Source organism: Streptomyces sp. NPDC040610 (assembly GCF_055594065.1).
In genome coordinates this window covers 322,047-332,637 of the sequence record NZ_JBVIXA010000009.1, presented here as the reverse complement: position 1 = coordinate 332,637, position 10,591 = coordinate 322,047, and the positions used below count along the sequence as shown (strand labels likewise).

Below are 10,591 nucleotides of genomic sequence, written 5' to 3'. Positions count from 1 at the left end.
TGGAAGGGGGAGGGGGGGGGTGGGTTTTTTTTTGCGTTGGGGGGGGGGGGGGGGGGGGGGGGGGGGGGGGGGGGGGGCTGCCCCCCCCCCCCCCCCCCCCCCCCCTCACTGTTCCCCGGTCTCAGGTCTCCCCGGTGCTGCGGGTTTCCGGACCACTCATGGACGGGAGCCCACGGCAAGCGGGGGGCGGGTCAGTGCACACTGCCCATTTCGGCGGCGAAGGCCGTGAGGTCCGTGTCGAAGCCGCGGAGCAGTTCGCGGAACGCCCACTGCCCGCCCGGGTCCCGGGAGAACTCAGCGATCACGGCGGCCGTGGAACCGGCGACCTCGGCGAAGTCGTGCTGCGCCAGGTCGGTGTACCCCTCCCGGACGCGGACCGAGGCGTTCGCCACGTCACCGAAGACCCGCCCCTCCGGATGCTGCTGTATGGCCACTCCGACGATCACGCGTGTGTACCGCTCGGACAGCCGCTCCAGCTCCAGGACCATGACCTCGTCGAACCCGAATCCCTGGCCGGTCTTGCTGTCCCGGCTGAGCGTGATCGTGCCGTCGGGGGAGCGGCTGTCGAAGTGCACCAGGTAGGCCGGTCGGCCCTGGGGGGCATCGGCGGTGTACGTCGCGGCCACTATGTCCAGGTCGTGGGGCGACGCCCCGGTGGGGCTCGGGTCCCACTTCAGCCCGACCTCGACCTTCTTGAGCCCCTTCCGGATGCTGCTCACGAACTCCCCCTCGTGCTTGGTGCGTTGTCAGTGCTACGGAACACGCTAAAGCCTGCCACTGACATCGGGGCCACGAACCATCCGGTTTGCGCTCGGGGCGGCACTGGCGATCATTGAGTGCATGACATGGAACGGGGAAGAACTGGACGTCGAGGCCTACTTGGCCAGGATCGGGTACGAGGGCGAGGCGAAGCCGGACCTGGAGACGCTGCGCGCGCTCCACCGCGGGCACGTGGCCTCGATCCCCTTCGAGAATCTGGAGATCATGCTCGGCCGACCGGTTCTGCTGGACCTGGCGGCACTGCAGGACAAAATGGTGCACCGGCGGCGCGGCGGCTACTGCTACGAACAGAACCTGCTGTTCGCCGCGGCCCTGGAGCGCATCGGCTTCTCGGTCAGGGGACTCGGCGCCCGGGTCAGGGCCGGAGCGTCCACCACGCGCGCGGTGACGCACATGCTCCTGGACGTCGAGGCGGACGGTGAACAGTGGCACTGCGATGTCGGGTTCGGTGCCGACGGGCTGCTCGAACCCATCCCGATGCGCGCGGGCGTCGAAGTACGACAAGGAGAGTGGCGGTTCGGCATCGAGAGCGAGGAGGAAGGGGTGCGGGTCCTTCGCACCCAGAACTCCGACGGCTGGTTCGACCTCTATGCGTACGCCACTACCCGGTGTTTGACCGTCGACTACGTAGTGATGAACCACTACACCTCAACTCATCCCAAGTCTCCCTTCATCCGGCGCCCGGTGCTGCAACAGGCCGCCCCCGAGGTGCGACGCCGACTGATCGGCGCGCAATTGACGCTCACGCGCCCCGGCGGCTCCCGTGATGAACGCGACGTACCTGTAAGCGAGTTGCGGGGCACGCTCGTGCGGGAGTTCGGCATCGAGCTGGGGGACGACGAGTTCGCGGAGCTGATCCGGGTGCACTACGCCGGAGCGTGACCCTGGCCACGCGCCGCGCCGTACGATGGCGCGGTGCTGGTCAAGTGGATTCGCTGCACCGTGGTGGACCGCCGGGGTTTCGAGCGGGCGCAGCGAAAGTGGGCGGGGCTTCTGGGGGAGCCGGGGTTCCGGGGACAGGGCGGAGGATGGAGTCGCGGTCGACCGGATGTGGCGCATGTCTTCGCGTTCTGGGAGAGCCGCGCCTTCTACGACTCCTTCATGGCCCGCTCGCACGACCGGCTGGCCTCGGCGCAGGTGGGCACGTACAAGAACCTGCAGGCCAAGCTCTTCGACCACCGCTTCGACGTGAAGACGGGGTTCGAGCCCCGCTTCACGGACGCGGATGTGGTGCGGGTGGCGCACTGTCGCGTTCATGAGGCGCGGGTGGAGAACTTCGCGCTGATGCAGGAGAAGGTCTGGAACCCCGCCATGGCGGGCTCTCCCGGCATGGTCCGAGGGCTCTTCGGAGAGTCCCCGGGTCATGAGTTCCTGGTCCTCTCCATGTGGCAGTCGGCCGCCGAGCACGGGAAGTACCGCGTGGAACGGGTGGAACGGCTCGCGCTGCGAGCGCAGACGGAGGTGGATGTGGCGGCGATCGAGGGGGACGTCGTGCAGTTGGAACCTTCGTGGACGGTGTGACGGTGTGAGGCGGCTGGTGCCGTAGCAAGGCTGGTGCTGGTGCTGGTGCTGGTGCTGGTGCTGGTGCTGGTGCTGGTGCTGGTGCCGGGGGCGGGGCTGAGGCTGCGGTGGAGGGCTGTCTGGGGGCGTTCGCTTGAAGGCGGCCCTGTGTAGGCCCTTCGCCGCAGCCAGCCCGTAGTCAGCGCCTCGTGAATGCCCCCGCGCGCGTTGCCGCGAGCGCCGCATCCGCGGACTGGTCGGCGAGCGCCCCGTCGATCGGCTCCCGTGTGACGAACAGGCGGAGCATCAGCGGAGCGGAGACGGCGCGCACAAGTGCCGCCGCGTCGGTTTCCCGGTCCGCCTCGCCCCGCTCCACGGCCCGTGCGACCACGGCCTCGCAGCGGGAGAACCGCTCGGCGTAGAAGGCTCGCAGGGCGTCGGCGGCGCGTGGGGACTGGAACGAGGCGGCGATGAAGGCGGTCGGCGCCGCGGCCTTCGATTCGTCGGCGAACGCGTCGGCGACCTCATGCGCGAGCGCGCGCAGATCACCTTCCAGGCTGCCGGTGTCCGGCGGGGTCCACGTGTCCTCGCCCGCCAGGTCGAGCGCGTCGGCCACCAGGCCCTCCAAGCCGCCCCAGCGCCGGTACAGCGTGGTCTTGTGCACGCCGGAGTGCTCGGCGACGTACTCGATCGTCAGGCCTGGGTAGCCGTGGTCGCTGAGCCCGCTCAGGACCGCGTCGCGGACCGCCGCGCGGGTGCGGGCGGTGCGGCCGCCGGGGCGGCGAGTGCCGGGTGCCGGGTGCTCGTCGGCGTGAACGCCCTCGTTCGTCATCTCGGTCCTTCGCTTCGTCTGTCCAGCCAACAGGCAAGCCATCTGCCCAGCCATCTGCGCCGGGCTGCCTTTGCGGCCATTCCGGTATGGCCGCACTCAACTGCTACAGCTGTTGCATTAGTGAGGGCGACTGTGTCACACTCATCGTAATGCGACAAGCGTTGCGTTTGCTCGCGGTGCGCGGACGTGGCATGTACGGAAACGGGGGTGCCCATGCCTACACAAATCTCAGTACGTGGCGTGACGAAGGCCAGGGGTGAACGCCTCCTGCTCGGCGACGTCTCCTTCACGGTCCGGCCCGGCGAGCGGATCGGGATCGTGGGCGAGAACGGGGCGGGGAAGTCGACGTTGCTGCGCCTCCTGGCTGGACGCGACCAGCCGGACTCCGGTGATGTGATCACGGTCGCGGCGGGCGGTGCGGGGTTCCTCGCGCAGACGCCGCAACTGCCGGGGGATCGTTGCGTGGGGGACGCGATCGACGCGGCCCTGGCCGAACTGCGCTCCATGGAGCGACGGTTGCGTGAGCTGGAGGAGGGCCTCGGCGTGGCATCCGAGGCGGTGCTCAGCGAGTACGGCGACCTGCTCACGGCCTTCGAGCTGCGCGGCGGGTACGAAGGCGACGCCCGCGTCGACAAGGCCATGAACGGCCTCGGACTCGCCCACATAAGCCGCGAGCGGGAGCTGAGCAGCCTCTCGGGAGGCGAGCAGGCCCGCCTCGGCCTGGCCTGCCTCATCGCCGCTGCCCCGGAAGTGATGTTCCTGGACGAGCCGACCAACCATCTCGACGAGACCGCCCTCGACTGGTTGGAGACCTCCCTGCTGGCGCACCACGGCACGGTTGTCGCGGTCTCGCACGACCGGACCTTCCTGGAGCGCGTGGCCACCGCGATCCTCGAAGTGGACGAGGCCCGCCGCGCGGTCGTGCGGTACGGGGGCGGCTACCAGGGCCTGCTGGCCGAGCGTGCGGCATCGCGAAGGCGCTGGGAGCAGGCCTACGCGGAGTGGTGCGAGGAGACCCGACGGCTGGAGGAGTTCGCGGCGACCACGGCACACGCGGTGGCGGGCGGCCGGGGCATGAAGGACAACAACAAGATGGCGTACGACCGCGCGGGTGGCCGTGTACAGGCCTCCGTCGCCGGGCGCGTGCGCAACGCGCAGGAAAGACTGCGCCGACTGCATGACCACCCGGTGCCCAAGCCGCCCGAGCCACTGCGCTTCGACGCCCGCCCGGAGGCCGGTGCTGTGGACGGAGATCTGGTGACACTGCGGGACGTGCGGGTCGGGGACCGGCTGTCCGTCCCGGAGCTCACGGTGTCAGCGGGCGAGCGGCTCCTCATCCACGGTGGCAACGGCGCGGGCAAGACCACTCTGCTGCGCACCATGGCGGGCGTGCTCGAACCGGACGAGGGCTCCGTCGTCCGCCGGGGCCGCATCGGGTACCTCGCCCAGGAGATCCCGGTGCACCGACCGGCGGAGCGCGTGCTCGACACCTTCGGGAAAGGCCTGCCGCTCACGGCCGAAGAAAAGACCGAACTACTGCTCTCCTACGGCCTGTTCCACCCCCGCGACCTCCACATCCCCGTCGGCTCGCTCTCCGCCGGACAGCGTCGCAGGCTCGCCCTGGCCCGGCTGCTCGCCAGACCCGCGGACCTGCTCCTGCTCGACGAGCCGGGCAACCACCTGGCGCTCGCCCTCGTGGAGGAACTGGAGGAAGCCCTTGAGCGGTGGACGGGAGCCCTCGTGGTCGTCTCGCACGACCGGCTCCTGCGCGGCCGCTTCACCGGGCGAATACGCCGGATGGAGTCCGGACGGCTACCCTCCTGACCCGCACGGGGTGCCGCCGATCTAGGGTCGACCCATGGCACGACCGCGGCGCATCGTCCTCGTCAGGCACGGCGAGTCGGCCGGCAACGCCGACGACACCGTGTACGAACGCGAGCCCGACCATGCCCTGGCACTCACCGAGACCGGGTGGCGCCAGGCGGAGGAGACCGGGAAACACCTGCGGGAGCTGTTCGGCCAGGAGCGGGTGAGCGTGTACGTCTCGCCGTACCGCCGCACCCACGAGACCTTCCGGGCCCTGCGCCTCGACCCCGACAGGGTGCGGGTGCGGGAAGAGCCGCGACTGCGAGAACAGGACTGGGGGAACTGGCAGGACAGAGACGACGTCAAGCTCCAGAAGGCCTACCGCGACGCCTACGGCCACTTCTTCTACCGCTTCGCCCAGGGTGAGTCCGGTGCCGACGTCTACGACCGCGTCGGCTCCTTCCTGGAAAGCCTGTACCGCAGCTTCGAGGCCCCTGACCATCCGCCGAACGTCCTCCTGGTGACTCATGGGCTGACCATGCGGCTGTTCTGCATGCGCTGGTTCCACTGGTCGGTGGCGGAGTTCGAGTCGCTGTCCAACCCTGGCAACGGCGAGACACGGACGCTGCTGCTCGGCGAGGACGGCAAGTACACACTCGACCGGCCGTTTGAGCGCTGGCGTGAGCCGGAGCCGTACGGCATCACCGGATAGAGTGACAGAGCGATGACCGCTGACCTCTCTCCAGACCAGCGCCTGGACCGCGCCCTCGCCAGCCTGCGTGGTCTTGCGGTGGGAGACGCGCTGGGCTCCCAGTTCTTCACGCCCGCGCACTACCCACTGCTCAAGCGGCGCGAGCTGCCCGACGGCCCCTGGCCCTGGACCGATGACACCGAGATGGCCTGCTCCGTGCTGTCCGTCCTCGCCGCCCACGGCAGGATCGACCAGGACGAGCTGGCCCGTTCCTTCGCCGAGCACCACCACACCGAGCGGGGGTACGGCCCCGCCGTGGACCAGCTGCTCGGCCGGGTCCGGGACGGCGGGGACTGGCGGGAGCTCGCCTCCGCTCTGTTTAAGGGGCAGGGGTCCTGGGGCAACGGCGCGTCCATGCGGATCGCTCCGCTCGGCGCCTGGTACGCCGACGACCCGGAGCAGGCGACCCACCAGGCGGAGATCTCGGCGTACCCGACCCACCAGCACCGCGAGGCCGTCGTAGGAGCCATGGCGGTGGCCGCCGCGGCGGCACTGGCCGCCGACCCCGCGGGGCCGCCGGCTCCCAAGGCGCTGCTCGACGGGGTCATCGACCTCGTGCCCCGCAGCGCTGTGGGTGCCGGGCTGCGCAGGGCCCGGGACATGCTCGACTACGGCGATGCCGGGACGGTGGCGGCGGTGCTGGGGTGCGGACGTCGTACGACGGCGCATGACACGGTGCCGTTCGCGCTGTGGTCCGCGGCACGGGCGCTTGGCGACTACGAAGCCGGCTTCTGGGCGACCGTGCGGGTGGGCGGTGACATGGACACCACTTGCGCGATTGTGGGTGGGGTCGTCGCCGCGGGAGCTGGAACTGGTGCCGGAGCTGACGCTGGTGGGGCGCCCCCGGCCGCTTGGCTGGAGCGGACCGAGCCGTTGCCCGCTTGGGTGCCGGTGGCTGCTGCCTGAGGGCCGAGGAAGGCCTGCGATTCGTACGCTGAGGACATGCGTGAGCGGTCCCTGAGGGTTGACCTCGTGTGTGCCGGGCCGGTCTCGCCGTCGCGAACGGCCCGGCACACACGGCCCTCGTCAGCCCCCCGCTGGACCTGCCGCGCTCGCCGTACCGGAGAGTGCGTCCAGGTCGCTCTTGCGTACTCGGATCACCAGCAAGGCCGTGATCAGGGCGAGTACGGCCATGCCGACGGCTGGCAGGAAGGCCGTGGAGATGCCGGTGGACAGCACCTCGTGGCCCCAGGGAGCGGGAAGCTCTCCCGACTTGGCGAACTCGGCCTTCTGCTCCGGGGAGGCCTTCGCCACGAAGTCCGGCATCTGATCCTTGGCCTCGTTCCGGCTCGCCGTACCGAAGACCGTCGTCAGGATGGACAGGCCCAGCGAACCGCCCACCTGCTGCGTCGCGTTGAGCAGTCCGGACGCGGCGCCCGCCTCGTGCACCGCGACGCCCGACACCGCGGTCAGCGTCAGCGTCACGAAGTTCAGCCCCATGCCGAAGCCGAACAGGACCATCGGCCCGAGGACCCCGCTGACGTACGAACTGTCCGGAGTGACGAACGTCTGCCACCCCAGGCCCAGGGCAACGATGGCGGAGCCGGTCACCATGAACGGTTTGGGTCCGAGAACCGGCAGGAACCGCTGGGAGAGCCCCGCACCGATCACGATCGCGACCGTCACGGGCAGGAAGGCGAGACCGGCTTCGATGGGGGTGTAGCTCAACACGTTCTGGACGAAGAGCACGATGAAGAAGAACATGCCGAACATGGCGGCGGCCAGGCTGAGCATGATCACGTAGGTGCCCGACCGGTTGCGGTCGGCGAACATCCTCAGTGGTGTGATCGGTTCCTTCGCCCGGCTCTCGATGAGGACGAAGGCGACGAGCAGCACGACCGCCGCGCCGAACGACCCCAGGGTGAGGGCGTCGCTCCAGCCGTCCTCGGACGCCCGGATGAAGCCGTACACGAGCGCGGCCATACCGGCGGTCGAGGTCAGCGCGCCCACGAAGTCGAAGCGACCGGGATGGCGCTCGGACTCACTGATGTAGAGCGGGGTGAGGAAGGCGATCAGCACGCCGATGGGCACGTTCACGAACAGCACCCAGCGCCAGTCCAGCCACTCGGTGAGCATGCCGCCCGCCAGCAGACCGATCGCGCCACCACCCGCCGAGACGGCCGCGAAGACACCGAACGCGCGATTCCGTTCGGGACCCTCGGGGAACGTGGTCGTGATCAACGCGAGCGAGGTGGGCGACGCGATCGCGCCACCGACACCCTGCAGGGCGCGGGCCGCCAGCAACTGCCAGGGCTCCTGGGCGAATCCGCCGAGCAGCGAGGCGAGCGTGAAGAGCAGGATGCCGGTCATGAAGACTCGGCGGCGACCGAGGATGTCACCTGCGCGGCCACCGAGAAGCAGCAGGCCGCCGAAGGTGAGGGTGTACGCACTCACGACCCAAGTGAGGTCCGTCGTAGAGAACTTGAGCGCGTCCTGAATGTGCGGGAGCGCGATGTTCACAATCGTCGCGTCCAGGACCACCATGAGTTGACAGGCGGCGATGATGGTGAGCGCCACACCAGGGCGACCTTCTCGGCGGGCCGCACCTGGCTTCTGATCTTTACTTAACTGAGAGGTTGTCACTATGGGTCCCCCACAAGTGCGTTAGTGAACGTAGACGTTCACTGTCGCGGCCTACGGTAGTGAAACCCTGACAGTGAACGCAAGCGTTCACTGGAACTGCCTTGATTGCTCAACGGAGATGTGTAGATGGTTACTTCGCGTTGGACGGCTGCCTCCGCGCGGGCGGTCTCCTCGCGCCGCCGAGGCCCCGTGCTGGAGCGCGCGATTCTCGAGTCCGCGCTGGAGCAGCTCAGTACGGTCGGCTGGAGCGGGCTGACGATGGAGGGCGTGGCTGCGGGTGCCCAGACGGGCAAGGCCGCGGTGTACCGGCGCTGGCCGTCCAAGGAGGACCTCGTCGTCGACGCCCTGCAGGCCGGGCTGCCGGACCTTGTGGGCGTTCCGGATCATGGAAGCGTCCGGGAGGACCTGCTGCAGCTCTGTCGGCAGATGCGTACGGCCATGACGTCACGCCCCGGCTATGCCCTCATGGCCGTTCTTCACGAGTGCGACACGGCAACCGCGGAGCGCTTCCATGCGGTGATCGTCGAGGGTGTCATCGAGCCGAGTGTGGAACTCATCAGAGAGGTCATGCGGCGCGGAATGGAGCGCGGAGAGGTGCGTTCCGGAGCGACGGACCCATTCGTCTGCGATGTGATTCCGGCGATGATGATGTATCGCTCCAAAGTGTGCGGGAGCGAATGGACGGACGAGGAATTCATCAGCTTGATCGACCAGGTCATGGTGCCGATGCTGCGTGTGTAGTGCGGGGCGGCCGAGGCGCACGCGCGGGGCGCCGACGTGAAACCGGGGAGGGCTTGGCGAACCGGGGTGTCGCGAGTGGTCATCGGCGGCGTACGCTGTCTGGCGCCATGCCGTACGAAGCACCCACCCACACTGTCGAGCGCTCCCTGCGCGCCACCACCGGAGCGAAGATCGTCGCCGGTGTCGACGAAGTCGGACGCGGGGCGTGGGCGGGACCGGTCACCGTCTGTGCGGCGGTGACGGGACTGCGCAGGCCGCCCGCAGGGCTCACCGACTCCAAGCTGATCAGCCCCAAGCGGCGCACGGAGCTCGCCGACGAGTTGGAGGGCTGGGTCACGGCGCACGCCCTCGGTCACGCCTCGCACGAGGAGATCGACGACCTGGGCATGACGGCCGCGCTGCGGCTGGCCGCCGTCCGGGCCCTGGAGGCCCTGCCGGTCCGTCCGGAGGCGGTCATCCTCGATGGGAAGCACGACTACCTCGGGGCGCCGTGGCGGGTCCGTACGGTCATCAAGGGTGACCAGTCCTGCGTGGCCGTCGCGGCCGCGTCGGTGATCGCCAAGGTTCGGCGCGACAAAATGATGGCCGAACTGGGCATCGAACATGCAGACTTCGGTTTTGCGGCCAACGCCGGTTATCCGTCGCCGGTGCACAAGGCCGCGCTGGCGGAACGGGGGCCCACCCCCTACCACCGGCTTACGTGGGCGTATCTTGATGCGCTGCCCCAGTGGCGGCATCTCAAGAAAGCCCGCAGCTGGGCGGAGGGAAACGTTCCGGAAATCGAGGGCCAGCTCGGCTTTGACTTCTGATGTTTTCCGCAGTTCCGGTCGCACTCATGTGCCACCCGCCGACGCGTGTCGCATCGGCGTTTGATAGACAACAACGCATGCCTCTCATTCCCGAGGAGCCTCAGATTCACGAGAGTGCCCAGGGTCCCCGCGCCACGCCGGCCAGCAGCCGTACCGCGCCGACCCCCCGCCCCGTACCCGGCCCGCGTCCCGCGGCGCCGCCGCGGCCCGGACGTCCGGGTCCCGCACGGCCGACGCCGCCCGCGCAGCGCGCGACGCGCGAACCGGCCGCCAAGCCCGGGCCCACCGCCCTGGCCCCCACGGCGGAGCCCACGGCTCCGACCGCCCCCGAAACTTCCGCCGTCGACACCTCCGCGGCGCTCCCGCAGATCCAGCTGATCCCGGCCTCGGCCGAGGGCGCGCTGGACGCCGCCGAGGAAGCCGTCGACCTGCTGCTCGACTCGGGCCGCGCCCCGGGTGACGTCCTGGTGATCACCACCGGCGAACCGCACCCGTGGGCGACGCACGAGCTGTCCTTCGGCGACGACGCCTACTGGGCCCAGCACGACGCGGGCGACGACGTCTTCTACGCCGACGCCGCTGCCCTGCCCCGTGCCTCGGCTCGTCCCGTGGTCGTCGTGGCCCTGAACGGCGGCAGCGAAGAGGTCGCCGTCGCGGCCCTGCCGACGGCGCTCACCCGGGCCGGAACCCTGCTGGTCGTCTGCGGCGACCCGCAGCGGATCAACGCGATGCTGGGCGCGGGCGTCTGACGCTCCCGCCCGGCGGGCCACGCCGCGGCCTCGCGCCGCG

At 69.8% G+C, this 10,591-nt stretch carries 11 protein-coding genes; 8 read left to right on the top strand and 3 right to left on the bottom strand.

Annotated features, from left to right (window positions below):
* Positions 1-191 precede the first annotated feature (191 nt).
* Entirely contained in the window at positions 192-719 is a 528-nt protein-coding gene (locus ACZ6AA_RS29070; protein WP_468456247.1) for a TerD family protein, read from the bottom strand.
* A gap of 121 nt (positions 720-840) precedes the next feature.
* Between ACZ6AA_RS29070 and ACZ6AA_RS29065 the strand changes: the two genes are divergently transcribed.
* Both ACZ6AA_RS29065 and ACZ6AA_RS29060 read left to right on the top strand, forming a co-directional pair.
* Complete coding sequence (locus tag ACZ6AA_RS29065) at positions 841-1,662, top strand: arylamine N-acetyltransferase family protein (protein ID WP_471460758.1); 822 nt, start codon at positions 841-843, stop codon at positions 1,660-1,662.
* Positions 1,663-1,695: 33 nt separating this feature from the next.
* Entirely contained in the window at positions 1,696-2,301 is a 606-nt protein-coding gene (locus tag ACZ6AA_RS29060; RefSeq protein ID WP_471460757.1) for a YdbC family protein, read from the top strand.
* A 178-nt stretch (positions 2,302-2,479) separates the two neighbouring features.
* On the opposite strand, the gene ACZ6AA_RS29055 is transcribed toward ACZ6AA_RS29060, so the two are convergent.
* Positions 2,480-3,112, bottom strand: coding sequence for a TetR/AcrR family transcriptional regulator (locus ACZ6AA_RS29055; RefSeq protein WP_471460756.1), 633 nt, complete (start codon positions 3,110-3,112; stop codon positions 2,480-2,482).
* Positions 3,113-3,325: 213 nt separating this feature from the next.
* Here ACZ6AA_RS29055 and ACZ6AA_RS29050 point away from each other — a divergent pair, with 213 nt between their 5' ends.
* Genes ACZ6AA_RS29050 through ACZ6AA_RS29040 form a run of 3 tightly spaced genes read left to right on the top strand, consistent with a single transcriptional unit; the run spans position 3,326 to position 6,575 of the window.
* Positions 3,326-4,936 (top strand): ABC-F family ATP-binding cassette domain-containing protein, encoded by a 1,611-nt coding sequence (locus ACZ6AA_RS29050; protein ID WP_471460755.1) that lies wholly within the window; start codon positions 3,326-3,328, stop codon positions 4,934-4,936.
* 34 nt (positions 4,937-4,970) lie between these two features.
* Positions 4,971-5,630, top strand: coding sequence for a histidine phosphatase family protein (locus ACZ6AA_RS29045; RefSeq protein WP_468456238.1), 660 nt, complete (start codon positions 4,971-4,973; stop codon positions 5,628-5,630).
* A gap of 12 nt (positions 5,631-5,642) precedes the next feature.
* The gene (locus tag ACZ6AA_RS29040) at positions 5,643-6,575 is read left to right on the top strand and encodes an ADP-ribosylglycohydrolase family protein (RefSeq protein ID WP_468456236.1); all 933 of its coding nucleotides are present in this window, start codon (positions 5,643-5,645) and stop codon (positions 6,573-6,575) included.
* A 120-nt stretch (positions 6,576-6,695) separates the two neighbouring features.
* Here the strand turns inward: ACZ6AA_RS29040 and ACZ6AA_RS29035 are convergent, their stop codons facing one another.
* Positions 6,696-8,252 (bottom strand): MFS transporter, encoded by a 1,557-nt coding sequence (locus ACZ6AA_RS29035; protein WP_468456234.1) that lies wholly within the window; start codon positions 8,250-8,252, stop codon positions 6,696-6,698.
* 126 nt (positions 8,253-8,378) lie between these two features.
* On the opposite strand from ACZ6AA_RS29035, the gene ACZ6AA_RS29030 reads away from it, so the two are divergent.
* The 3 genes from ACZ6AA_RS29030 to ACZ6AA_RS29020 all read left to right on the top strand — a co-directional run bounded on the left by ACZ6AA_RS29030 (position 8,379) and on the right by ACZ6AA_RS29020 (position 10,551).
* Positions 8,379-8,993, top strand: a complete 615-nt coding sequence (locus ACZ6AA_RS29030; protein ID WP_471460754.1) for a TetR/AcrR family transcriptional regulator — start codon at positions 8,379-8,381, stop codon at positions 8,991-8,993.
* 107 nt (positions 8,994-9,100) lie between these two features.
* Positions 9,101-9,802 (top strand): ribonuclease HII, encoded by a 702-nt coding sequence (locus ACZ6AA_RS29025; protein ID WP_468456230.1) that lies wholly within the window; start codon positions 9,101-9,103, stop codon positions 9,800-9,802.
* A gap of 77 nt (positions 9,803-9,879) precedes the next feature.
* Positions 9,880-10,551 (top strand): hypothetical protein, encoded by a 672-nt coding sequence (locus ACZ6AA_RS29020; RefSeq protein WP_468456228.1) that lies wholly within the window; start codon positions 9,880-9,882, stop codon positions 10,549-10,551.
* Positions 10,552-10,591: the final 40 nt, after the last annotated feature.

Coding starts and splice junctions, on each gene's coding strand:
- ACZ6AA_RS29065 (WP_471460758.1), top strand. CDS start 841: ATGACATGGAACGGGGAAGAACTGGACGTCGAGGCCTACTTGGCCAGG.
- ACZ6AA_RS29055 (WP_471460756.1), bottom strand. CDS start 3,112: ATGACGAACGAGGGCGTTCACGCCGACGAGCACCCGGCACCCGGCACT.
- ACZ6AA_RS29050 (WP_471460755.1), top strand. CDS start 3,326: ATGCCTACACAAATCTCAGTACGTGGCGTGACGAAGGCCAGGGGTGAA.
- ACZ6AA_RS29045 (WP_468456238.1), top strand. CDS start 4,971: ATGGCACGACCGCGGCGCATCGTCCTCGTCAGGCACGGCGAGTCGGCC.
- ACZ6AA_RS29040 (WP_468456236.1), top strand. CDS start 5,643: ATGACCGCTGACCTCTCTCCAGACCAGCGCCTGGACCGCGCCCTCGCC.
- ACZ6AA_RS29030 (WP_471460754.1), top strand. CDS start 8,379: ATGGTTACTTCGCGTTGGACGGCTGCCTCCGCGCGGGCGGTCTCCTCG.
- ACZ6AA_RS29025 (WP_468456230.1), top strand. CDS start 9,101: ATGCCGTACGAAGCACCCACCCACACTGTCGAGCGCTCCCTGCGCGCC.
- ACZ6AA_RS29020 (WP_468456228.1), top strand. CDS start 9,880: ATGCCTCTCATTCCCGAGGAGCCTCAGATTCACGAGAGTGCCCAGGGT.